Raw genomic sequence first — 22,274 nt, forward strand, 5'->3', positions numbered from 1 at the left:
AGCTGCAGAGTAGGAAAGCTGGCGCTATAGTAGAAATTAATTACTTAAATCCCAGGTATAGCTGTGATTAATTTACATCGTCTGGATCTCAATCTGCTGCGCACGCTCGACGTGCTGCTCAGTGAAAATAACGTTACCCGGGCGGCGCAGCGGCTGAATCTGTCGCAGCCGTCGGTCAGTATTCAACTCGCCAGGCTGCGGGAGATGTTCGCCGACCCGCTGCTGATGCCGGGCCCGCGCGGCATGCAGCCCACCGCCCGCGCCGATGAGCTTCGCCAGCCGCTGCGCGCTGCGTTAGCCGCGCTGGAGCAGGCGGTGGCGCCGGTGGCACCTTTTAATCCGGCCGCGGCGGCGGAGACCTGGCGGGTGGCGGCGACGGACTATATGGCTTCGGCGACCCTCATGCCGATGCTGGGCAGGCTACGGCAGGCCTCTCCCGGCAGTCGGCTGGCGGTATTCGAACTCCAGCCGGCGCGGCTGGAGCAGCAGGCGGCCAGCGATGAAGTGGATCTCTTTTTCCATACCCGCGAGGGCGCGCCGCCGGGGCTGCATCAGCGCCTGCTGTTTCGCGAGCGCTACGTGCTGGCGGGCCGGGCCGGGCATCCGGTGCTGCGGCAAGGGTTGAGCCTGGAAACGTTCTGTCAGCTGGAGCAAGCGATCGTCTCCCCGGACGGAGGCGGCTTCAGCGCGGCGACCGATACCGCGCTGGCGAATCTTGGCCTGACGCGGCGGGTTGTCCTTTCCGTGCCACATTTCCTGTTTATGCTGGAGACCCTGCGCAATAGCGATCTGGTGGCGGTGCTGCCGGAGCGGCTGGTGCGCGGGCAGAGCGGGCTGGCAGTCGTCGAGCCGCCACTGGCGGTCGCCGGCTTTGAGATGCTGATGCTGTGGCACGAGCGCTGGCACCGCGACCCGGCGCATCAATGGCTGCGCCAGTTCATTGTGAATTCACTGGAGGAACAGACATGCTGAGCGGACTGAATCACCTGACCCTGGCGGTCAGCCAGCTGGCGCCGAGCGTGGCGTTTTATCAGCAGCTGTTGGGCATGACGCTGCACGCCCGCTGGGACAGCGGCGCCTATCTCTCCTGCGGCGATCTGTGGCTGTGCCTGTCGCTGGATCCGCAGCGGCGTGTCACTCCGCCGGAGGAGAGCGACTACACCCATTATGCGTTTAGCATTAGCGAAGCCGATTTTGCTAGCTTCGCCGCCCGCCTTGAGGTTGCCGGCGTGGCGGTCTGGAAGCTGAACCGTAGCGAAGGCGCTTCGCACTATTTCCTCGACCCCGACGGCCACAAGCTGGAGCTGCACGTCGGCAGTCTCGCCCAGCGCCTGGCCGCCTGCCGCGAACAGCCGTATAAGGGGATGGTGTTTTTTGATGAGTGACAGGGGGCTACTATGCATTGTTATAGATTTGATTATAAGTTGAGGTTAAATGTCTGCTGAGCACATTTTTTTGATGTAAAGTCACAAGCAAATTATTGGTTGCCCGAGTGAAACCAACATATAGTCGCTTGATCTCGTCGCTGAGATCATCGCTATTACCCATTATGTTTGAACTATCTATCACTGCGACTGAATGAAACTCGAGACCTTTGCTACTAGGCAAAGGTATAATAGACAAAAAATCGCTTTGTGGTGAGTAGCGTTTTTTATCTTCCGAGCTTGCTATAAAATAGTGCGGGATTTTTGAATCCCTTAACTCTTTTACTAATATTGCAGAAAGATGTGCGGTCGAGGGACATAATATAGCCATGTCATTCCAGCTAACACCAGTATGATGTTGTTGCTTTAGCCATTTAATTATATGGATGATTTCTTGTTGGTGGTTATCAAAAATAAGCATATTTGGATCCTGGCCTTGAAGTCCACCAGCATCTGGTTTATGATATTTAAAGTTATCCTCAATATGATCATTTAAATAATCAAATGCAATGCTGGTAGCAAAGTGGAGAATCTGCTGTGTATTTCGATAATTGATGTCAAGAATAGTTGTACGCCCTTGAGCTTTGATACCAACGCTGGAAAGCGTAAAATCAAGTGAGCTTTTTTTCTGATAAATTGATTGCGCATCGTCATATAGAAATAATAGATAGTTAGTTTCGCTATCAACCATTCCAGAAAGTATTTTTAGCCAATCCTGTTTAAAATCATGCCCCTCATCAATTAATACCGCACTATATTGTTCTGCTGCTATTGTTTTATTTTGAAAACCAGCAATAACAGCTTGCTCAAGATTTTCTATAAAATTTTGCTTTGAGTTAGGGAGAATATTTTTAATTTTTGCTTGCTTATAACACCATGCATGGAAGTTGGTAATTTCAACCGGAACCGTAAGTTGATGGCTTTTTATTAGAGATTTTAATTTTTGGGCCAGCATTATATTATAACACACGACAAGAATAGGTTTCTTTAAATTATTATCTTTCGCCAGGTGTAGGCAACGATAAAGGAGAATTAAGGTTTTACCTGAGCCGGCGACGCCGTGAATTATCCGATGCCCCTCACCAAGGCTTCTGGCGAGTAATTCTTGCTGAGTATCCATTATTTTTATAATATTCGGCGTTCGGAGTACAGATATTGATTTGGCAGAGCTCTCTGGTTTATCGAGAGCGTGGGTGATGCGAATTTCAGGGTATAAATGCCAACGTATACGATCTACTTGCTTATTACTTATCTCTTTAGAAAATGTATGTTTGACCAAAGAAAATAGGCGTAATGATATTTCTTCAGATGACATAAACTCGGTGATTTCATCTTTACAAATCACGATATCAGAAGGAAAAATATCACTATTGGAAAAGTATTTATCTAACTGCTTACGTGTAATATTACTGAGGTAGACTCCATGACCGTAGGGGGCGCAAAATTGTCCTTTATATTTTTCGTTGTCCTGAAGAAGTTGTGGGTCCCGCTTTAGATAGTTAATTGCGCCGTAAGAATATTGTCTGACCTGTTCTATGGGATGGGTTAGAGAAATGTCACCATTTGATGTTTCATATATCACATGTGTTTTATTAGCGGATTTTATTTTTGAAATATACCAGTCCTTCACTTCAATAAAAAGCAGCCCTCGCTGAGGATCCAGAATGATGAAATCAGGATGTGTTTGTTTTTCGCCAGTAGGAATGTCATACCAACAAGTACAATCGCTACTCAGATTGCTTTCAAAAATTCTCGCAAGACGCTTTTCTCCGGCAGTAATCTTGTTACCGCAGCTTCCGATGGTTGGGATGATCGTTGCCATTTTGCTCTCAGCTAACTGTATGACTACGCTTATACTTTAAAAGTTAATAGTCATGCTTTTTAACGGCATTACTTAAAATGCCACCATGTATTTGTGAATGGGCCAATATATATTGGTATTTATGGTTTTGCACCACAAAAATTGTTATTCAATAATAATGAAATATTGTTTATATGAATTGTTTTGTTTTTCGTATTTGTAAGAGTGATTTTAGAATGTTTAAAGAGCGTATATCTTGCCCGGAGGCGCGCTTACCGCGCCTTTTCCGGGTTACCGGCTCGCAGATTGTGGGAATGCCGCAGCTTCACTCCATCGCCACCTTCACCGCTTCCCCCAGCTTCACCATCACCGCTTTATGTTTCTCAGTCGGCGGCAGGGCGCAGTTGATCCTGACGCAGTTGCGATACTTGCCCGCCGCGGAAAACAGCGACCCCGGCGCGACCTGGATCTTCAGCCGGCACAGCTGTTTGGCGACGCAGACCATATCCACCTGCTCCGGGAGCTCCACCCACAGCATAAAACCGCCCTTCGGCCGGGTGACGCAGATCCCGCAGGGGAAAAACTCCCGCAGCCAGCAGGTGTAGATCTCGATATTGCGCTGATAGATCTGCCGCATCCGCCGCACGTGGCGGTGATAATGGCCTTCGCGAATAAAGTTAAAGGCCGCCAGCTGGGTTGAAGGGACGTTAGTGCCGCTGGCGGCGTACTTCATCTGGAGCAGCTTGTCGTAGTAGCGCCCGGGCGCTATCCAACCGATGCGCAGGCCGGGGGCGATGGTTTTGGTAAAGGAGCTGCAGAGCATCACCCGGCCGTCGATATCCCAGGAGTGAATCGTGCGCGGGCGCGGATATTCGGTAGCCAGCTCGCCGTAGATATCATCCTCGAAAATAACGATATCGTGGCGCTGGGCCAGGTTCAGCACCGCGCGCTTGCGGGCGTCCGGCATGATAAATCCCAGCGGGTTGTTGCAGTTCGGCACCAGGATCACCCCTTTGATCGGCCACTGATCCAGCGCCAACTCCAGGGCCTCGATGCTGATCCCGGTTTCCGGATCGGTGGGGATCTCAATCGTTTTTAATCCCAGTCCGCGCAGCATCTGCATGGTGCCGTAGTAGCAGGGGGATTCCACGGCGATGATGTCCCCTGGCTGGCACACCGACAGCAGGGCCAGCGACAGCGCGCTGTGGCAACCGCTGGTGAGCACCAGATCGTCGGCAGTCACCACCGATCCGCCGTCGAGCATCAGGCGGGCGATCTGCTCCCGCAGCTCGCGGCGCCCGGCCAATTCGTCATAGTTCAACACCTCAGTGAGGTTGTGCTGGATCGCCCGGCTCAGTTCGCGCCAGATGGGCTTCAGGCTTGGCTGCGTCACGTCCGGCGAGCCGCCGCCGAAGGGGATGATCGTTTTATCGTAGCGGGCGTCGAGCATGGTCAGCACCTGATCCCACTGGGTGATCTCCACCGGACGCTGCACCGGACGCGACATCGGCGGCACCGGCGGCTGGGCCTTGCGGGGGGCGACGAAATAGCCCGATCGCGGCTGCGGCACAATCATCTGCTGCTGCTCAAGCAGCTGATAGGCCTGCTGGACGGTGCTGATGCTGACGCCGTGCTCCTGGCTCAGGCTGCGCACCGACGGCAGCTTTTCGCCGTGGCGATACAGGCCCTGTTCAATGCGTTCGGCCAGCAGCGTCGCAAGATGTTGATAGCGGGTCATGCTGTATCCTTAATTGTCGCCATACAGATGGAATAACCAGTACAGATGGCAGGAAAAATTGCGGTCTGCTGTACGTTTTAGCCAATCTGTATGTTAAAGAAAAGTGTTTTGTGAATCTGTATTCCTCCCCCCCAAATCCGTGAAGATAAAGTCTCTGGCAAGGTGAGGAGGTAGAGGATGGAATTTCATGAGAACAGGGCAAGACAGCCATTTATCGGTTTCGTATTGCTGGCACGGTTTGTCAAAAAATGGTGGCTTCAGGAGCAAATGCGCAGAGCTTTGCAGAAAATGAGCGACGAACAGCTGAAAGATATCGGCCTGCGTCGGGATCAGATCAATTAAAAAGTGCTTTTTTTTCAGGCATCACTTCTTCTTTGCCCCGGTAAGCGCTGGCGATGCCGGGGAAGCATTCACGAAATTTATCAATTGATGCGACGTGACCTTCCGTTTCTTGATACTTACCCTGATAAGTATTATTTTCTTCTCAACAATGAGAGGAAAAGCTGTGACTGAAGACGAACTGTTTGCCCGCCGCCCGCTGGGGATGCGGATGGCCATGGTGGTGCGCCAGTGGCGCGCGATTATTGACTCCGCTATCACCGATACGGGACTCACCCAGTCCAGCTGGACGGTGCTGATGCAACTGCATCAGTTGGGGGACAACGTCTCGGTCAGCGAGCTGGCGGAGGTGCAGGGAATTGAACTGCCGCCGCTGACGCGCACCCTCTCATTACTGGAAAAGCAGGGCTATCTGTTGCGTTCCACATCGCCATATGACAAACGCATTCGCCTGCTGACGCTGACCGCCGAGGGGCGGGCTATTCTGGAAAAACTGAGCCGCGTGATCGAGACCTATCAGGAGCGCGTAACCCAGACCATCCCGGAGGCCGACCTCGTCACCTTCAGCGCCACGTTAAATCAAATCGCCTGCCGTTTGCGGAATATCCGCGAAGAAGATAACAAGATCTAACACACTATGATGACGCCTGAACAAAAATTTGCCCGCTGGGTACGGGTGAGTATTGCCGCTTTTCTGGGAATATTCGCCTGGTTTATCGTTGCCGATATCTGGATCCCGCTGACGCCGGACTCCACGGTCATGCGCGTGGTGACCCCGGTTTCGTCGCGGGTCTCCGGCTATGTCTCGCACGTCTACGTGCATAACAATAGCCAGGTGAAAAAGGGCGACCTGCTGTATGAGCTCGACCCGACGCCATTCATTAATAAAGTTGAAGCGGCACAGATCGCCCTTGAACAGGCGAAACTGAGCAACCAGCAGCTGGACGCGCAAATCGCCGCCGCCCGCGCCAACCTGCGCACCGCGCAGTACACCGCCCGTAACGATAAGGTCACGCTCGATCGCTATCAGCGCCTGAGCACCATGCAGAACGTCTCGCAGTCCGATCTCGACAAGGTGCGGACCACCTGGCAGACCAGCGAGCAGACGGTCTCGGCGCTGAACGCGCAGATCCAGAACCTGCTGATCCAGCGCGGCGAGCGCGACGATAAGCGCAACGTCACCCTGCAGAAATACCGCAACGCGCTGGAGGAGGCGCAGCTGAACCTGGCCTGGACCAAAGTGCGTGCGGAAACTGACGGCATGGTCAGCAACCTGCAGCTTAACCCGGGGATCTACGCCACCGCGGCGACAGCCGTGCTGGCGCTGGTCAACAACAATACCGATATCGTCGCTGACTTCCGTGAGAAGAGCCTGCGCCACACCGCGGTAAACACCGATGCGGCGGTGGTTTTTGACGCCTTGCCGGGGGAAGTTTTCCCGGCGCACGTGACCAGCAGCGATGCCGGGATTCTGGCGGGGCAGGAGGCGGTTAACGGGCAGCTGTCGCAGCCGGAACAGTCCACCCGCTGGGTGCGTGATGCCCAGCGAATGCGCATTCACGTCGCGCTGGATCAGCCGCTGGCGAAACCGCTGCCGACCGGCGCCCGCGCCACGGTGCAGCTGTACAATAGCGAGGGACCTTTCGCCCGCACCTTCGCCGGCCTGCAGATCCATCTGGTGAGCTGGTTGCACTATGTCTATTAATACCCTGGCGCACGTCTTTACCCCGCACGGCAATATCGTCTACACGGCGAATGATTTTCGCCAGACGGTGCGTATCGCCGTGGCCGGGACCATTGCGCTCAGCATCTCCACCTTCTACGACGTGCAGTACGGCGTATTTTTTGTGGTGTATCCGCTGATGCTGATGTCGCTGGTGCCGGTGTTCAACCGCCACGTCGCCCGCCAGTTTGTGTTCAGCGCGGCGGTGAACTGCGTCGAAATGGTGCTGATTGTCGGTTATCTGTCGCAATGGCCGGTGATCATGACGCTGGTGGTGTTCGCCCTGTACGTGATGCGTTTTCGCTTTATGAGCCAGGGGCCGCTGTTTCTGCTGGGGTCGATGGGGGTGGTGTGTCAGAGCACGATGCTCAACTTTATGAGCTACCCGACCAGCAACTGGCACACTCTGATGTTCTCCAACATGGAAGCGTGCGTGCTGGCGGTGGCGCTGAGCGCGCTGCTGCATTACCTGATCCCGGACGTCGAACCGCGCAAGCCGCCGCCGCGCATTGAAAAAGACGCCGCCCGCATCCGCCACGAGTCGCTGCTCTCCGGCACGGTGGCGACGATCATCTTCGTGGTGTTTCAGATCTGCGATCTCAGCGACTCGCTGTCGGCGCTGATGGCCGGGATCCTGATCCTGTTCCCGATGCACTATCGCGGGGCGGTGATCAGCTCGATCTGGCGCGTGGCGGGGGTGGTGCTGGCCTGTCTCTATATTCTGGTGGTGCAGCTGATTATCTATGACTTCAGCAATCACATGATCCTGATGATGCCGCTGATTGGCCTCGGGCTGGCCTTTAGCGCCCGCCTGCACGTGATGGAGAAAGTGGGCGCCGGGGTGGGCTTCGCCAGCATTACCACCATCGGCATTATGTTTGGCCAAAACCTGCATCCCTATCAGGATCTGGTGTTCAGCGATCTGTACCGCATCACCTCGGTGACGGTCTCGCTGGTGGTCACGCTGACCCTGGTTTTTCTTATGCACCGTCTGCTGAACTGCTTTGCGGCGACGCGCTTTGTGGTAAGCGATTAACCTGCCGGTGGGAAGGTGGCGAGACAGCGCCACGCTTCCCCGTCCTGCTGATATAACGCCGCCGTCTGTTCCGGGACGATCCAGGCTCGCGCGTCGGCTTCCGTCCCCTCAAGCAGGATGCACAGCCCGCAGCCGCTGCGCAGCTGGCGGGGAATATCTTTGACCTCGAAGGTCATTCCCGCCGCCTGCAGGGCTTTGCGCGTTCGCACCACTCCCACCGTGGAATGAAATAAAAACAGAAACGTTGTCATCCGCGCCTCCGCTGGCGCTGGCCGATCAGCGCCGCGCCGATCGCCCCGGCGAACTGGGCGTCGGGATGGGTTGTCACCGCCATGCCGACATGGCTTTCCAGCATGCGGGCAAAGGCGGCGCAGTGGCTGACGCCGCCGGTAAACAGCAGCGGCCCCTGCGCTGATAAGCGGCCGATAAAGTTCGCGCTGCGCCGGGCCATGGCGTTAATCACCCCCGCCAGAATCGCCTCCGGCGCGACCCCCGCCGACCGCAGGCTGATGACTTCCGATTCGGCGAATACCGTACACATGCTGGTGATGGCATGCGGTTCCACGCCGTCGGTAATGGCGTCCAGCTGTTCGACGCTGGCGCCGAGGGTGCGTGAAATGACCTCCAGAAAGCGGCCGGTGCCGGCGGCGCATTTGTCATTCATCAGAAAGTCGCTGAGGTTGCCCCCGGCATCCAGCTGGATAACCTTGCTGTCCTGGCCGCCGATATCAATCACCGTGCGGGTGTCCGGCGCCAGCAGGCGGGCGCCGAGACCATGACAGGAAATCTCCGTCACCTGTTTATTGGCGAAATCCACCAGCTGGCGGCCATAGCCGGTGAGGGTTAAAAAGGGCGTTTCCGCGAGGCCAGCGCGCAGCGTCTCCCAGGCCTCATGGATGGCGTCGGCGGGGCGAAAGGGGGTCGGGCAGAGGAAACGACGCGTAACCACCCCGTCCGCGAGCAGGATGCCTTTCGTGGCAGTGGAGCCGGAATCAATACCAACCGTGTAGATCACGCGTGCTCCTTATAGCATTTCGATAAAGGCGGCGACGCGGGTGCTGAGCTGGCCGAGGTCCGCTGTCGAATAGTCGGTTTCTATCGCCATATAAGGAAGGTCGTGCTGCTGGCGGAGATGGCGTTTAATGGCCAGCGATTCCACGGCATAGGTATGGCAGGCCTGCAGAATGACGTCGATCACTCCGTCGGCCTGGTACTCCTCCACCATCTGGCTCAGCAGCTGCAGGCGCTGATGGTTAGGGGAAATACAGGAGCAGCCGATGGCGAGATATTTGTCGGTTAAGGCGTCGTAGACGTCGCCCTCTTCCGCCACGCAGCGCTCGGTGGCCTTCGCACCGGTGCAGTTTTCATAGCCTACCACCCAGCCGCCGTTTTCTTCGATGGCGCGAACCACTTTCTCCGCCGCGCCGCCGATCGGGCAGCCGGTGATCAGAATGCGCGGGCGGGATGCCAGCCGTTTACCCTGCTGCCACTCCTGACGGATGCGCTCCGCCATGGCGTTGAGCTCGTCAATCAGCGCGGTTTTGTCGAAGCGGAAGGTGGCGCCGTACACCACTTTCAGGATGTCGCCGCCGCTGAGCGCCGGCGGATTGAGCTGCCCGAGACGATAAAAGTGGGCCAGCGCCCGGCGTTCACGGTTTTTCAGCACGATGGCTTCACGCAGCGCCGCCTCGCTAATCGGCGCGCCAAACCGCGCCTCAATCACCTGCTGCAGGCGCAGGATCTCCTTTTTCCACAGCGCGCGGGAGGCCGCGTCGCTGGCGCTGTTCGGCAGCTGCATCACGTGGACCGCCTTGAACTCGGCCATGTACTCGTACATTTTCTTTTTGCCGTCGCAGGTGGTTTCCCCGACCACCAGGTCAGAGAAATAGAAGTAGGGGCATTTATCGGTTTTGCCGAAGCCGTAGCTGCTTTTGATTAACGGGCAGAGGTTGCGCGGCAGATCTTTTTCCGCTTCCTCGATGGTTTCATCGGAGGTAGAGCACAGCGAGACCACCACGGCCCCCGCCGCCATAGCGATCTCCTGAGGCATAAAGGTGCAGTAGGTACCCACCAGCGGCACGTTCTGCTCTTTAAGATCCATGACGGTGAGAAAGCCCTTCTGGCGAGCTTCCGAGAACTGGTCAAAAATAGCGGGTAGATCGGTGATAAGCGACATGGTTTTCCTTCCCCGTACACGGGAGATGCTGAAAGAGCCGCCATTATAACCCTGTTGTTTGTATGCTTTTATTGATCTCCTGCGTCTGCGCGCGGCGTTAATAGACCTTCTTTAAATCCATCTCTTCCTGGATCCGCTCGCTCCACGCCAGATGAGTGCGGATGGCCTCTTCGATACCGGCGTTGTAGAACAGCGGCCCCAGCTCCTGGGCGATAAAGTCGACAAAAAATTCAGCGTCAAACTGCTCCAGCTCGAGGTTAAACGTCTCTTCGCAGTACTTGCTGAGCCTGTCGCGCAGCAGGTCACGCTGCGCCGGGCTGAGTTCAATCTCACTCATGATGGGGCTTTCTCCGTAAAAGGGGTCACGACTGCCGGGCTTCAATGACCGCTTGCGCACACTGACGCTGGTGGCGTAACAGTCCGGCGAGGCAGCAGGCGGCGATGAGCCCGGCGGCCACCGCTAACAGGTGGAAGGGCAGTCTCCCGCCATGGAACCACAGCCAGCGCGCGCCTTCAATCGATAAGGCGCTGACGCTGAGGATCACGATATTCAGCGAGGCGGAGACCGTGCCTTTCGGCAGGTCGTTGGAAAAGAGGGTAAAGCGGAACAGCGTCGGGAAAATTAGCCCGATGCCGAAGGCGTAGAAGCAGGTGCCGAGCACCGACCACAGCCAGACGTGCGGCCATACCAGATTCCCAACGATCAGGATGGCCAGGCCGAGCATCTGTACCGGCACCGCGCTCAGCACAAAGCGCGGGCGGGTGGGATCTTTTACCCAGCGCGCCACCGACAGGTTGGCGATGATGACGGCGCTGAAGACCGGCACCTGGCTCCAGGCGAACTCGCTGGTGGTCAGCCCGCCGGCGTCCATTAAAATCACCGGCGATACCGCCACCCAGCTCATCAGCGGAATATAGCTCAGCGACAGCGTGGCGGCGCCGAGCAAAAAGATGCGGTTGCGAAAGACGTTGCGAAAATCGCGCAGTACGCCCAGGGGGCTGAACGGCACCTCGCCCCGGCGCACCGTCTCCGGCATGGTCAACAGCAGCCCCAGCCAGGCCACCAGCCCCATGGCGGCGATAATGCCGAACAGCGCTTTCCAGTGGATAAAATGCATCAGCGCCGCGCCGGAGAGCGGGCCGACGATCGGCGCCACCAGCACGACGGAGGTGATCACCGCCATCAGCCTGATCGACCTTTTTTCCTCAAAGGCTTCCTGCACGGTGACGTAGCCGACGGTGGCGATAAAGCAGATGCTGGTGCCCTGCACGAAGCGGGCAATCAGGAACTGGGTCATGGAGGTGGTGAACAGCGTCGCCAGGCAGGCGAGGGTGAAAATGAGCGCGCCGGTGAGCAGTACCGGACGCCGTCCGATTCGGTCAGAGAGCGGCCCCAGCAGCCACTGCAGCGCCATGCCGCCGGCCATATACAGGCTTACCGAGGCTGGAGCCAGCGCCACATCGGCGTTGAAATCCCGCACCACGTGGAGGATCCCCGGCTGGATCAGGTCGGTGGTGAGATAGGCGGAAAAATCATACAGAATGAGCGCCGCCGGGAAGAACAGCGCGGCGGCGTGCCGGGTTAGCCAGTGGGTCATCCGGTGCATTATCTCGCCCTCCCTGTGGAATATTTATCAGCGCTATTGTTCAGATAGTATCATTGCTAACCAATATGCAGATGCAGCAGCGAGGGGATCTGCGAGAGCAGCCACAACAACAGACCGATAGTTCCCCCCACCAGGGTGCCGTTGATGCGGATGAACTGCAGATCTTTACCGATGTTGAGCTCGATCTGCCGCGACATATCGCGGGCGTCCCAGCTCTTCACCGTGTCGCTGATATGTCGAGTGAGGAAGGCGGCGAACTCCGGCGCCACCCGATGTGCCGCCTGCTCCAGGTGTTCGTTGAGCGATTCGCGCAGCGCGTCGTCGCGGAGTAAGGTTTCACCGAACCACTGGCCGGCCTCGGCGATGCGCTGCTTGATACGCGAGTCGTCGCTGCTGATATCGTTTTTTACCCAGCCGCGCAGGTCTCCCCACACTTCGCCAAGATAGCGGTTGAAGGTCTCATCGTTTTTCAGCCAGGCTTTGATGTTATCGGCCTTCTGCGCCAGTTCCGGGTCGGATTTCAGGTTATCGATTAGCTTTTGCGTCGCGCGGTCAAAGGTCTGGCGGATCTGGTGGGTGCGATCGTGGGTGACTTCGTCCAGCAGGGTATTCACGGCGTCGGTGACCATCTCGGCGCTGTGCTCGCCGAGCCACTCGGTGGGTAACAGCCTGGCCTTCAGCGGATGTTCGGTCTCCAGCCAGTGTACGATGCCGCGGGCGATAAAAGCGCGGGAGCTGTCGCGCTGCAGCAGGGCGATCAGCTGATTTATCAGCGAATCCAGCAGCTTTTGATGGCGGTTGTCGCGGGTCAGCCCCTCCAGCATCATGGCGCTGGTCTGCGTCAGGTCGACCTTATCGATCGCCTTATGCACCGCGCGCCGCAGCAGGCGCTGAATGCGGGCGTCATCGGTCAGTTCGAGAAAACCGCTCATCACCTGCAGCAGGTGTTGGCCAACCCGCCGGGCGTTCTCAGGCTGGCTGAACCAGTTGCCGAGCATCAGCGCTGGTTGATAGCGGCGGATCAGCGCCACCAGCGACGGGGTATCGAGGAATTTCTCCTCAACGAAGCGGCCGAGGTTGTCGGCGATGCGATCTTTGTTGCGCGGGATAATCGCGGTATGGCGGGCGACAAAGGGCAGCGGAATACGGCGAAACAGGGCCACCACCGCAAACCAGTCGGCCAGCGCCCCGACCATCGCCGCTTCGGAAATGGCCTTCAGCGCGCTGACCCACGGCGTCGGCGGCAGCAGCAGGGTGGTGATAAATAGCGCGGCGGCGATCAGCAGCAGCGACAGCGCCAGCAGTTTGGCGCGTTTCAGTTCAGCGAGTTTTTCCATAAACTTAAGCATATAACCTGACGGCGAGGTCGTGCAAAAATCGCCAGATAATCCACAGACCGAACATCATCAGGATCGCCCCCGCAGCCCGCTCGACCCGCCAGACGATGGCGCTCAGGCGGCGCTGTACCTGCGGCAGCGCAATCGCGCTCACCAGCAGTAAATCCCAGAAGAACACCACGCTGACCATCCACAGCCCGCTCACCGTTTGCTGCAGCAGGGTGACCGCCGGCCCCAGCAGGGAGGTCATCAGCGCCAGATAAAACAGCGCATTCTTCGGGTTGAGCAGCGATGACCCCAGCCCCAGCAGTAGCTGCTTGCCGAACCCCGGACGCGATGTGCGAACGCTCTCCACCGCCAGCGCCGCGGGACGGCTGCGAATCAGCAGGCTGCCAATCCACAGTAAGTAGCCCGCGCCCAACAGCTCGATGAGTAAAAACAGCAGCGGCGCCTGGCGCAGAAGTCCCCAGCCAACGATGGCCAGAACAATATACAGCGCATTGCCGGCGGCGATGCCGAGACACAGTCCGAGGCTGCCGCGGATCCGGTAGCGTACAGCGTAACCGACCAGCAGAAAAAAATCGGGGCCCGGACTGAGCAGGGCGACAAAGTGGGACAGGGCTAACGCCGGGAAGGCGGCGGGGAAGAGAGTCGATAAGGTATGCATAGTGGCCTCGATAATGGTGCTGAGGCCACCCTACGCCAGATGGAAAATTACTTATTGTCGGAAATTGATCTGCTGTGCGCATACTGCCGCGGCGTGGCAGCGGTATAGCTGACAAAGGTTTTATGGAAATGGCTCTGATCGGCAAAGCCGGCCTGATAGCCGACGTCGGCGATAGGGTCCCCGGCGCGTAAGCGCGTTTTCGCATATTCGATGCGCGCCATATTGATCAAACTGGCGGGCGTCAGGCCGGTATCCTGTTTCACGGCGCGGATAACGGTCTCTTTACGTAGCGCGCTATCGTGGGCCAGTTTATCCAGCGATGGCGGAGCCGGCAGATCTGTCGCCAGGCGCTGAAACAGCAGGGCGCTGGCGTGATGTGGCGCCTGCGGCGCGGCGGCGCACAGCGGCAGCGCGTGCAGGAGCTGCGCCACCCGGGCTGGCAGTTGCTCAATGCGGCCGCGGCTCATCAGGGCGACAATCTGCTGGAAGCAGGCAAAGAGAGGGCTGTCGCGCAGCAGCGGCTGCGGCGAAGCCATGCTGACGGTAGGGGGAATATCCGGACGCTGCGCATGGCACCATGCCGCCTCCAGGTACAGCATATGATAGCTGCGCGGCTGGTCACGCAGCGGATTACAGCTATGCGGCGCGTGCGGCGGGATCACGATCAGATCCCCGGGCTGCAGGAGATATTCCTGTCCATTGCACAGGCAGCGCGTTTCACCGTCGATAATCGCCCCCACCGAGAGCTGCGGGTGGCTGTGGCGCTTATAGGCCTGACGGCTGCGCCAGGTGCTGCGCAGCTCCAGCCACGGCAGGCGATCGTCTCGCCAGAAGGTTTGGGGAATATCTCGGGTATGGTTCACCGCATCGACCTTTGCTGAGGGGATAAATCGTTTATAGCATGCTGCGCCGAGGCTGTCGCCCGCCGGGATTTGCGTACCGCGTCGAAAAAGGATGTCACGCTTGCAGTCCGGGGAAATATGTTTTCGTCGCGGAACGTAAAACTCCGGTTTCCGGGGTGCCAGAGACATTCATGGGAGGTAGAGTCCCTGCAGGATAAGCAGGCAGGGATGAGCCGATGGCAAAGGGCACCACCTCGACGCCGCATGATGCGGTGTTTAAACAGTTTCTCACTCAGGCCGACATCGCCCGTGATTTCCTGGCGATCCATCTACCGCCTGCGCTGCGTCAGCGCTGCGACCTCGATACCTTACAGCTGGAGTCGGCAAGCTTTATCGAGGAGAGCCTGCGGGCCTGGTACTCCGATGTGCTGTGGTCACTCAAAACCGCGTCTGGCGAGGGCTACATTTATGTGGTTATCGAACATCAGAGCTCGCCGGATACGCAGATGGCCTTCCGCCTGATGCGCTACGCCATCGCCGCGATGCAGCGCCATCTGGATAGCGGTCATACCAGACTGCCGCTGGTGGTGCCGATGCTGTTCTATCACGGAGCGACCACGCCATACCCGTGGTCGCTCAACTGGCTGGACTGCTTTGCCGATCCACCGCTGGCGTGGGAGCTTTATGCCTCGCCCTTTCCGCTGGTGGATATCACGGTGATCCCCGACGATGAGATCGTTCGTCAACGGCGCGTGGCATTACTCGAGCTGATACAGAAGCATATTCGCCAGCGCGATTTAATGGGGATTGTTGAGCAACTGACGACGATTTTACTTAGCGGTGACGCTAATGACAGGCAGATAAAAACGCTGTTTAATTATCTGCTGCACACTGGCAACGCGCGCCGCTTTGGCCGGTTTATCCACAAAGTGGCACAACGGGTTCCTCAGCACAGGGAGAGATTGATGACCATCGCCGAACGAATACAGGAAGTGGGCCGCAGAAAAGGCAAACGGGAAGGCCGGCAGGAGGGACAGCATGCTGAAGCGCTGCGCATTGCCCAGAGGATGCTGGCCGACGGCATTGCCCGCGAGACGGTGGTGAAAATCACCGGCCTGACCGCCGATGAGGTCGCCGCGCTGGCGCATTGATAACGCCGGGGCGGCCTGACGGTCGCCCCGGTTAGCCATCGTTATGGAATATTCCGGATATACCTAACTTTACCCGCATCGCCAGCCATCTCGACTACCCTTAATATCCTTAACGGCATTTTTGACTGCCTTTATAGCGATAACAAGGAGACATGCGATATGGCCTATCAGACGGTGAATCCTGCGAACAATCAGCTTATTAAAACGTACCCGGCGCACAGCGATGCGGACGTGGAGGCGGCGCTGCGGCAGGCGGATGCGCTCTATCATTCGGCCTGGGCGAAAGGCGATATTGAACCGCGCCTGGCGGTGCTGCATAAGCTGGCGGATCTGATCGACAGCCGGGTGGAAGATCTGGCGAAAATCGCCAGCCAGGAGATGGGGAAACTCATTAAGCAGAGCCGCGGCGAAGTGAAACTGTGCGCGCAAATCGCCCGCTATTACGCCGATAACGCCAAATCGTTCCTGGCGCCGGTGAAGTATCCCTCCGAACTGGGTGAAGCCTGGGTTGAGCACCACCCCATTGGCGTCTTACTGGCGGTGGAGCCGTGGAACTTCCCCTATTACCAGCTGATGCGCGTCCTGGCGCCAAACCTGGCGGCCGGGAACCCGGTTATCGCCAAACACGCCAGCATCGTGCCGCACTGCGCGGAGACCTTTGCTCATCTGGTGCGCGAGGCCGGCGCACCGGAAGGGGCGTGGACCAATCTGTTTATCTCTCAGGATCAGGTGGCGAAGATTATCGCCGACGACCGTGTGCAGGGGGCGGCGCTGACCGGGTCGGAAAAAGCCGGCAGCGTGGTGGCGGCGCAGGCGGCGAAGCATATTAAGAAATCGACCCTGGAACTCGGCGGCAACGATGTGTTTGTGGTGCTCGATGATGCTGAGCTCGAGCGCGCGGTGAAAATCGGCGTCCAGGCGCGGCTGAATAACGCCGGCCAGGTGTGTACTGCCGCCAAGCGGTTTATTCTGCATGAGAGCATCGCTGAGTCGTTTCTGACGAAATTTAGCGAGGCATTTCGCCAGGTAAAAATAGGCGATCCGCTGGATGAAAGCACCACGCTGGGGCCGCTCTCTTCTAAAGATGCGCTGGAAACCTTAAGCAAGCAGGTGGATGAGGCGGTCAAAAACGGCGCCACGCTGCATCTGGGCGGCAAAGCGGTGGCGCGGGAAGGCAACTTCTTTGAACCCACTATCCTGACCGGTATCACCCGTGACAACCCGGCGTACTTCGAAGAGTTCTTTGGCCCGGTGGCGCAGATCTACGTGGTGAAAAACGATGAGGAGGCGATTGCGCTTGCCAATGATTCTCACTATGGCCTGGGCGGCGCGGTGTTCAGTCAGGACATCGAACGCGCCAAACGGATGGCATCCGCCATTGAAACCGGGATGGTCTATATCAACTGGCTGACCGATACCGCGCCCGAACTGCCGTTTGGCGGCGTGAAGCGTTCCGGTTATGGCCGGGAGCTCTCCGATCTCGGGATCAAAGAGTTCGTGAACCAGAAGCTGGTGGTGGTGCGCCGCTAGGCCGGCCATAAAAAAACCTGCCATCCGGCAGGTTTTTTTATAATAGATTTATTGCACTTCGACTTTATCCCAGCCGCTTTTGAACATACAGCTGTCGACTAAGGTCTCCCGCTGATATTCATTCGCGTCTTCTACCGTATAACTTGTTTCAACATCCTGTTTCTTTTGCTTTTTGTCCGTTTTTTCTGAACTGGATCCGGTCACCACGTTATCCGGCGGGAGATCGACCAGGGCCTGCGCTTCACATTCGGTGAGCTTTTTATGCATCTCGGCATCGCTTAAACCCGGCTTCACCCAGGTATACTGAGTGCAGCCGGTCAGCAGCAACGCCAGGCTCAGCGCAGAGAGCGCGGCGAGACGTGATTTCATCAGAAGGTAACCCCGCCGCCTACGTAGGCGCCGTCAATCAGGGTGTGGTTTGGGCGGCCCTCTTTGCCGTCAACGCTCACGTGACGGTAACCCACCTTCAGGGTCAATGGACCAACCGGGGACCAGCTCACGCCGCCGTTCGCTTCAACATAGTTTTTCACGCTGTTGTTCAGGCCGTCGGGCGCGACATACCCTTCGCCAAATACGTGGATGCTGTCGGTCAGGGCCACGTTCACCCCGCCGCCGACCGGAAACGCGACGCCGTTATCGCCTTTTTTCGGTCCCAGATAGATAGCTTTCGCGCCAGCGTTGAGCATCACCGGGCCCACTTCCAGATTGTAACCCGCGCCAACGCCGCCGGTCTGGCTACCGTCATCGGTATTCTTCAGCCAGTGGCTTTCGGCATACAGGCCGGAAGAGGATTTACCCATTTCCATATTCAGGTTGGTAAAATTCTTACCTTGTTCAACGGTAAACCCCATTGCCATGGCGGAACCAGAGACCGCGGTCAGGGCAGCAACAATAAGGATGTTAAGCTTTTTCATGGTTTGCTCCTCGTCATTAAATTTGTCTGAGGGCACCTTAACAATCGATGTTTACCTCTGCAAATGTGACTTACTTCGATTTTTTATGCTGGTTTTGTCAGCGGTGTGTTTTGATAATGTTGTAAAGACGTTGGGTTACGGCGAGGTCAATCATGAAATTTGGTCTGTTTAGCAGAGGTTTAATGGGAGAGCTAAACAGAAACTGAACAGGGCGGGCATTAATTATTAAGGATCCTATTCATTTAGTTTCTTATTATTTCCAAAAGTGTTTCTACTGTTACTTATAAAAACGTTGATTTACATTTTTCGACGCGATGACGACGTTTTGTTCCTGTCTTTGACGATGTGCGGTGAGAGAAGGGGGCCTGCGCCTTAGCGCGCAGGCGGGTAGGTTAGCGTCGTAACCCGGCAAACGCCGCGCGAATTTCCTCTTCCGGCAACTGAATGCCGATAAACACCAGCGTGGTATGCGGCGTTTCATCGCCCCACGGGCGATCCCAGTCGGCGCTGTAGAGGCGCTGCACGCCCTGGAACAGCAGCCGATTCGGCTCGCCGTCGATCCACAGCATCCCTTTATAGCGCATCAATTGATCGGCGAAGGAGAGCAGCAGGTTTTCCATTACCCGTGATACCTCGCTGATATCCACCGGGTAATCCATCTCAACCACGATTGATGACACGTCGTTTTGCTTCTCGGCCATAAAGTGGAAACGCGGTGTGCTGTTAACGACCTTCTCTTCCAGCATAAAGCCGCTGGTGTTAAACAGCTGGCTTAGATCGATATCGCCATGAATGACGGTATAAATCGGCGCCCGGGCATTGATGCGCGCCAGGCGTTCGCGCAGCTTTTCGGTATCGCCGGCAACATCAGTTTTGGTCAGCAATATGCGGTCCGCGTAGCCCACCTGCGACTGGGCAATGGTGAACTGATCCATCTGCTGGTCGGCATGGACCGCATCCACCAGGGCGATCACGCCATCCAGCAGATAGCGCTCGCAAAGCACCTCATGGGAGAAAAAGGTCTGGATAATCGGCCCCGGGTCGGCCATGCCGGTGCACTCAATCACCAGCCGGTCAAACTCGATTTCGCCGCGATCGCGGCTGTCGAGGAGATCGAGCAGGGCGTCTTCCAGTTCGTTGGAGCGCGTACAGCAGATGCAGCCGTTGGTCAGGGTTTTGATCTGCGTGGCGCGGTCGCCGATCAGCTGATCGTCAACGGAGACTTCGCCAAATTCATTTTCAATCACGGCGATTTTGAAACCGTGCTGCTCATTCAGGATATGGCGCAGGAGGGTGGTTTTTCCTGCGCCGAGAAAACCGGTGAGTAGGGTGACTGCAATCGGTGCCATTATTGCCTCCATTAACAGCAGCGTACGCCGCCTTTGCCGTCGCCGCCGTAGCGGGCCTGCTGGCGTTCGCGGAAGAATTCTTCATAAGTCATGTACGGCTGATCCGGATGGTTGGTTTGCATATGGGCGACGTAGTTGTCGTAATCCGGAATGCCAATCAGCATTTTCGCCGCCTGACCGAGATATTTTTTAGCCTGACCTAAGTTACCAAACATTGTAAGTTCCAGATAACGAATAAAGCCGGATGGCGACTCGCGCCTTATCCGGCCTACGTTAATGCGCTTGTTTGTAGGCCGGATAAACGTAGCGCTATCCGGCATCAGAGTTAATGATGTGACGAGGTCTTCACACCGCCTTCCGGTACCGGCACGTACGGGGTCTCTTTGTCGGTGCGCACCTTATTGTTGCGCACGTTGAGCCAGGTTTTGATGCCGTAGAAGATGATGCTGTACACCACCACCAGGAACAGGATACTCAGCCCGGCGTTGGTGTAGTTGTTGACCACGATATGATTCATGTTGGCAATCTGCTGCGCGGTCAGCTCGCCGCCGGCGGCGATCTTCTCTTTATACTGCTGAGCCATAAAGAAGAAGCCTTCCATCTGCGGGTTGGTGCTGAACAGCTTCAGACCCAGCGCCCAGGTGGTGCACAGCAGCAGCCACGCAGCCGGGATCACGGTGACCCAGATATATTTGGTGCGCTGCATTTTGACCAGCACCACGGTGCCAAGCACCAGCGCCACGGCGGCCAGCATCTGGTTAGAAATACCGAACAGCGGCCACAGGCTCTTCACGCCGCCCAGCGGGTCGACCACGCCCTGATACAGCAGGTAGCCCCACAGCCCGACGCAGCCCGCGGTACCGATAATCCCGGCGACCAGCGAGTCGGTTTTTTTCAGGAACGGCACGAAGTTACCCAGCAGATCCTGCAGCATAAAGCGGCCTGCGCGGGTACCGGCATCCAGCGCGGTGAGGATAAACAGCGCTTCAAACAGGATACCAAAGTGGTACCAGAAGCCCATATCCGCCATCGGGATGATTTTATGGAACACGTGGGCGATACCGACGGCCAGCGTCGGCGCGCCGCCGGCGCGGTTCAGTACCGAAGGTTCGCCGATATCTTTCGCCGTCTGCAGGATCTGCTCAGGTGAAATCACGAAGCCCCAGGAGCTGACGGTCGCCGCCGCGTGAACGGTCACTTCTTTCAGCTGCGCGGCGATCATCGCCGCGTTTTCACCGCCCATTTCGTGCAGGTTCGGCATGACGATGCCCAGGCCCGCCGGCGGGGTGTTCATCGCGAAGTAGAGACCCGGTTCGATAATCGATGCCGCGACCAGCGCCATGATGGCCACGAAAGATTCCATCAGCATCGCGCCATAGCCGATAAAGCGGGCATCGGTTTCGTTGGCCAGCAGCTTCGGCGTGGTGCCGGAGGCGATCAGCGCGTGGAAGCCGGAGACCGCGCCGCAGGCGATAGTGATAAACAGGAACGGGAACAGGGCGCCTTTCCACAGCGGGCCGGTGCCATCAATGTACTGGGTCACTGCCGGCATTTTCAGGTCCGGGTTGAGGATAACGATCCCCAGCGCCAGGCCGACGATAACGCCGATTTTCAGGAAAGTAGCCAGATAGTCACGCGGCGCCAGAATCAGCCATACCGGCAGCAGGGCGGAGATAAACGCGTAGCCAATCAGGGTAAAGGTGATGGTGGTGTCTTTAAAGGTCAGCGCCGGGCCCCAGTAGGGGTCGTGAGCAATAATGCCGCCGAACCAGATGGAGGCCACCAGCAGCACGATACCGATAACCGACACTTCACCCACGCGGCCCGGGCGCAGGAAGCGCATGTAGATACCCATGAACAGCGCGATAGGTACCGTCGAGCAGACGGTAAAGACGCCCCACGGGCTCTCCGCCAGCGCTTTCACTACGATCAGCGCCAGTACCGCGAGGATGATGATCATAATCAGGAAGCAGCCGAACAGGGCGATAGAGCCCGGAACCGGCCCCATCTCCTGCTTGATCATCTCGCCCAGCGAGGCACCGTTACGCCGCGAGGAGATAAACAGCACCATAAAGTCCTGTACTGCCCCCGCCAGCACCACGCCGGCCAGCAGCCAGAGGGTGCCAGGCAGATAGCCCATCTGCGCGGCAAGCACCGGGCCCACCAGCGGGCCGGCGCCGGCAATGGCGGCGAAGTGGTGGCCAAACAGCACGTAGCGGTTGGTCGGCACATAGTTCAGGCCATCGTTATTAATGACCGCCGGCGTCGAGCGCGTCGGGTCAAGCTTCATCACCTTCTGCGCGATATACAGGCTGTAATACCGGTAGGCGACGAGGTACACGGAAACCGACGCCACGACGATCCACAGGGCACTGACGTGCTCACCGCGGCGCAGGGCGACGACTGAGAGGCAAAATGCCCCGATGATTCCGAGAATCACCCAGGGTATGTGCTTGAGTAGTTTTTTGGTATCCATAGTAAAACCTGGCGTTAATTAGATGAATAATTGGCCGAAGCCGTCTGGTTTTAAGTAAGGGTTAATGGAGGTATTGATTAGCTAGGCTGGCTTCGATCTTGCCAGAACTACGCGCGCGTAAAGTTGGGTAAATCGGTGAGTGGTTGTATAGGGGGTTAAACGGT

The 22,274-nt window shown here is 57.2% G+C and carries 23 protein-coding genes; 8 read left to right on the forward strand and 15 right to left on the reverse strand.

Going from position 1 to position 22,274, the window contains the following annotated elements:
* The first annotated feature begins 63 nt into the window (after positions 1–63).
* Together ABLV76_RS16640 and fosA are read left to right on the forward strand one after the other, a co-directional pair.
* Positions 64–972 (forward strand): LysR family transcriptional regulator, encoded by a 909-nt coding sequence (locus tag ABLV76_RS16640; RefSeq protein WP_032455484.1) that lies wholly within the window; start codon positions 64–66, stop codon positions 970–972.
* Entirely contained in the window at positions 966–1,385 is a 420-nt protein-coding gene (gene fosA, locus ABLV76_RS16645; RefSeq protein WP_032418092.1) for a FosA5 family fosfomycin resistance glutathione transferase, read from the forward strand. Before ABLV76_RS16640 ends, fosA begins: the two co-directional genes overlap by 7 nt.
* A gap of 10 nt (positions 1,386–1,395) precedes the next feature.
* Here the strand turns inward: fosA and ABLV76_RS16650 are convergent, their stop codons facing one another.
* Entirely contained in the window at positions 1,396–3,246 is a 1,851-nt protein-coding gene (locus tag ABLV76_RS16650; RefSeq protein WP_004204147.1) for a nuclease-related domain-containing DEAD/DEAH box helicase, read from the reverse strand.
* A gap of 304 nt (positions 3,247–3,550) precedes the next feature.
* Complete coding sequence (locus tag ABLV76_RS16655; protein WP_004204148.1) at positions 3,551–4,963, reverse strand: PLP-dependent aminotransferase family protein; 1,413 nt, start codon at positions 4,961–4,963, stop codon at positions 3,551–3,553.
* Between the two features lie 177 nt (positions 4,964–5,140).
* On the opposite strand from ABLV76_RS16655, the gene ABLV76_RS16660 reads away from it, so the two are divergent.
* From ABLV76_RS16660 to ABLV76_RS16675, 4 genes are all read left to right on the forward strand, one after another.
* Positions 5,141–5,305 carry a DUF1127 domain-containing protein gene (locus tag ABLV76_RS16660; protein WP_348878392.1) on the forward strand — a complete coding sequence of 55 codons (165 nt, stop codon included), beginning with the start codon at positions 5,141–5,143 and terminating at the stop codon, positions 5,303–5,305.
* Between the two features lie 163 nt (positions 5,306–5,468).
* Positions 5,469–5,933 (forward strand): MarR family transcriptional regulator, encoded by a 465-nt coding sequence (locus ABLV76_RS16665; protein ID WP_004204151.1) that lies wholly within the window; start codon positions 5,469–5,471, stop codon positions 5,931–5,933.
* Positions 5,934–5,939: 6 nt separating this feature from the next.
* Positions 5,940–7,007: an HlyD family secretion protein gene (locus tag ABLV76_RS16670; protein WP_064151040.1), complete on the forward strand. Its 1,068-nt coding sequence runs from the start codon at positions 5,940–5,942 to the stop codon at positions 7,005–7,007.
* Positions 6,997–8,061, forward strand: coding sequence for a DUF2955 domain-containing protein (locus ABLV76_RS16675; protein WP_004204153.1), 1,065 nt, complete (start codon positions 6,997–6,999; stop codon positions 8,059–8,061). Before ABLV76_RS16670 ends, ABLV76_RS16675 begins: the two co-directional genes overlap by 11 nt.
* Here ABLV76_RS16675 and ABLV76_RS16680 read toward each other — a convergent pair.
* The 8 genes from ABLV76_RS16680 to ABLV76_RS16715 form a co-directional block, all read right to left on the reverse strand.
* The gene (locus ABLV76_RS16680; RefSeq protein ID WP_004204154.1) at positions 8,058–8,312 is read right to left on the reverse strand and encodes a DUF3343 domain-containing protein; all 255 of its coding nucleotides are present in this window, start codon (positions 8,310–8,312) and stop codon (positions 8,058–8,060) included. The genes ABLV76_RS16675 and ABLV76_RS16680 overlap by 4 nt on opposite strands.
* Positions 8,309–9,076 carry a putative 2-hydroxyacyl-CoA dehydratase activator YjiL gene (gene yjiL / locus ABLV76_RS16685; protein ID WP_017899136.1) on the reverse strand — a complete coding sequence of 256 codons (768 nt, stop codon included), beginning with the start codon at positions 9,074–9,076 and terminating at the stop codon, positions 8,309–8,311. The genes ABLV76_RS16680 and yjiL overlap by 4 nt, the downstream gene beginning before the upstream one ends.
* Positions 9,077–9,085: 9 nt before the next feature.
* Positions 9,086–10,237: a double-cubane-cluster-containing anaerobic reductase gene (locus tag ABLV76_RS16690; protein ID WP_348878393.1), complete on the reverse strand. Its 1,152-nt coding sequence runs from the start codon at positions 10,235–10,237 to the stop codon at positions 9,086–9,088.
* A 97-nt stretch (positions 10,238–10,334) separates the two neighbouring features.
* On the reverse strand, positions 10,335–10,574 hold the full coding sequence (locus tag ABLV76_RS16695) for a DUF2164 domain-containing protein (protein WP_004204157.1): 240 nt from the start codon (positions 10,572–10,574) through the stop codon (positions 10,335–10,337).
* Positions 10,575–10,599: 25 nt separating this feature from the next.
* On the reverse strand, positions 10,600–11,847 hold the full coding sequence (gene mdtM / locus ABLV76_RS16700; RefSeq protein ID WP_167878480.1) for a multidrug efflux MFS transporter MdtM: 1,248 nt from the start codon (positions 11,845–11,847) through the stop codon (positions 10,600–10,602).
* A gap of 53 nt (positions 11,848–11,900) precedes the next feature.
* Positions 11,901–13,193 (reverse strand): DUF445 domain-containing protein, encoded by a 1,293-nt coding sequence (locus ABLV76_RS16705; RefSeq protein WP_023319661.1) that lies wholly within the window; start codon positions 13,191–13,193, stop codon positions 11,901–11,903.
* A complete protein-coding gene (locus ABLV76_RS16710) occupies positions 13,186–13,848 on the reverse strand; it encodes a LysE family translocator (RefSeq protein ID WP_049092928.1) in 663 nt (220 codons plus the stop codon). The genes ABLV76_RS16705 and ABLV76_RS16710 overlap by 8 nt, the downstream gene beginning before the upstream one ends.
* 47 nt (positions 13,849–13,895) lie before the next feature.
* The gene (locus tag ABLV76_RS16715) at positions 13,896–14,711 is read right to left on the reverse strand and encodes an AraC family transcriptional regulator (protein ID WP_136084706.1); all 816 of its coding nucleotides are present in this window, start codon (positions 14,709–14,711) and stop codon (positions 13,896–13,898) included.
* A 215-nt stretch (positions 14,712–14,926) separates the two neighbouring features.
* Between ABLV76_RS16715 and ABLV76_RS16720 the strand changes: the two genes are divergently transcribed.
* Together ABLV76_RS16720 and ABLV76_RS16725 are read left to right on the forward strand one after the other, a co-directional pair.
* A complete protein-coding gene (locus ABLV76_RS16720; RefSeq protein WP_348878394.1) occupies positions 14,927–15,841 on the forward strand; it encodes an Rpn family recombination-promoting nuclease/putative transposase in 915 nt (304 codons plus the stop codon).
* 159 nt (positions 15,842–16,000) lie between these two features.
* Entirely contained in the window at positions 16,001–17,371 is a 1,371-nt protein-coding gene (locus tag ABLV76_RS16725) for an NAD-dependent succinate-semialdehyde dehydrogenase (protein ID WP_080848013.1), read from the forward strand.
* Positions 17,372–17,419: 48 nt separating this feature from the next.
* On the opposite strand, the gene ABLV76_RS16730 is transcribed toward ABLV76_RS16725, so the two are convergent.
* From ABLV76_RS16730 to ABLV76_RS16750, 5 genes are all read right to left on the reverse strand, one after another.
* Entirely contained in the window at positions 17,420–17,740 is a 321-nt protein-coding gene (locus ABLV76_RS16730) for a hypothetical protein (RefSeq protein WP_004204165.1), read from the reverse strand.
* Complete coding sequence (locus tag ABLV76_RS16735) at positions 17,740–18,285, reverse strand: YfaZ family outer membrane protein (protein ID WP_004204167.1); 546 nt, start codon at positions 18,283–18,285, stop codon at positions 17,740–17,742. Before ABLV76_RS16735 ends, ABLV76_RS16730 begins: the two co-directional genes overlap by 1 nt.
* Before the next feature lie 392 nt (positions 18,286–18,677).
* The gene (gene yjiA / locus ABLV76_RS16740; protein WP_094334268.1) at positions 18,678–19,634 is read right to left on the reverse strand and encodes a GTPase; all 957 of its coding nucleotides are present in this window, start codon (positions 19,632–19,634) and stop codon (positions 18,678–18,680) included.
* Positions 19,635–19,645: 11 nt separating this feature from the next.
* Positions 19,646–19,849, reverse strand: a complete 204-nt coding sequence (locus ABLV76_RS16745; protein ID WP_004204171.1) for a YbdD/YjiX family protein — start codon at positions 19,847–19,849, stop codon at positions 19,646–19,648.
* 110 nt (positions 19,850–19,959) lie between these two features.
* Entirely contained in the window at positions 19,960–22,110 is a 2,151-nt protein-coding gene (locus ABLV76_RS16750) for a carbon starvation CstA family protein (RefSeq protein WP_004204173.1), read from the reverse strand.
* Positions 22,111–22,274: the final 164 nt, after the last annotated feature.

This window comes from Klebsiella sp. GB_Kp047, assembly GCF_040065235.1.
Taxonomy (GTDB): domain Bacteria; phylum Pseudomonadota; class Gammaproteobacteria; order Enterobacterales; family Enterobacteriaceae; genus Klebsiella; species Klebsiella quasipneumoniae.

Excerpts from the sequence above, each read along its gene's own strand:
- fosA (WP_032418092.1), top strand. The coding sequence starts at position 966 with ATGCTGAGCGGACTGAATCACCTGACCCTGGCGGTCAGCCAGCTGGCG.
- ABLV76_RS16650 (WP_004204147.1), bottom strand. The coding sequence starts at position 3,246 with ATGGCAACGATCATCCCAACCATCGGAAGCTGCGGTAACAAGATTACT.
- ABLV76_RS16655 (WP_004204148.1), bottom strand. The coding sequence starts at position 4,963 with ATGACCCGCTATCAACATCTTGCGACGCTGCTGGCCGAACGCATTGAA.
- ABLV76_RS16660 (WP_348878392.1), top strand. The coding sequence starts at position 5,141 with ATGGAATTTCATGAGAACAGGGCAAGACAGCCATTTATCGGTTTCGTA.
- ABLV76_RS16670 (WP_064151040.1), top strand. The coding sequence starts at position 5,940 with ATGATGACGCCTGAACAAAAATTTGCCCGCTGGGTACGGGTGAGTATT.
- ABLV76_RS16675 (WP_004204153.1), top strand. The coding sequence starts at position 6,997 with ATGTCTATTAATACCCTGGCGCACGTCTTTACCCCGCACGGCAATATC.
- ABLV76_RS16680 (WP_004204154.1), bottom strand. The coding sequence starts at position 8,312 with ATGACAACGTTTCTGTTTTTATTTCATTCCACGGTGGGAGTGGTGCGA.
- ABLV76_RS16690 (WP_348878393.1), bottom strand. The coding sequence starts at position 10,237 with ATGTCGCTTATCACCGATCTACCCGCTATTTTTGACCAGTTCTCGGAA.
- ABLV76_RS16695 (WP_004204157.1), bottom strand. The coding sequence starts at position 10,574 with ATGAGTGAGATTGAACTCAGCCCGGCGCAGCGTGACCTGCTGCGCGAC.
- ABLV76_RS16705 (WP_023319661.1), bottom strand. The coding sequence starts at position 13,193 with ATGCTTAAGTTTATGGAAAAACTCGCTGAACTGAAACGCGCCAAACTG.
- ABLV76_RS16710 (WP_049092928.1), bottom strand. The coding sequence starts at position 13,848 with ATGCATACCTTATCGACTCTCTTCCCCGCCGCCTTCCCGGCGTTAGCC.
- ABLV76_RS16720 (WP_348878394.1), top strand. The coding sequence starts at position 14,927 with ATGGCAAAGGGCACCACCTCGACGCCGCATGATGCGGTGTTTAAACAG.
- ABLV76_RS16725 (WP_080848013.1), top strand. The coding sequence starts at position 16,001 with ATGGCCTATCAGACGGTGAATCCTGCGAACAATCAGCTTATTAAAACG.
- ABLV76_RS16730 (WP_004204165.1), bottom strand. The coding sequence starts at position 17,740 with ATGAAATCACGTCTCGCCGCGCTCTCTGCGCTGAGCCTGGCGTTGCTG.
- ABLV76_RS16735 (WP_004204167.1), bottom strand. The coding sequence starts at position 18,285 with ATGAAAAAGCTTAACATCCTTATTGTTGCTGCCCTGACCGCGGTCTCT.
- yjiA (WP_094334268.1), bottom strand. The coding sequence starts at position 19,634 with ATGGCACCGATTGCAGTCACCCTACTCACCGGTTTTCTCGGCGCAGGA.
- ABLV76_RS16745 (WP_004204171.1), bottom strand. The coding sequence starts at position 19,849 with ATGTTTGGTAACTTAGGTCAGGCTAAAAAATATCTCGGTCAGGCGGCG.
- ABLV76_RS16750 (WP_004204173.1), bottom strand. The coding sequence starts at position 22,110 with ATGGATACCAAAAAACTACTCAAGCACATACCCTGGGTGATTCTCGGA.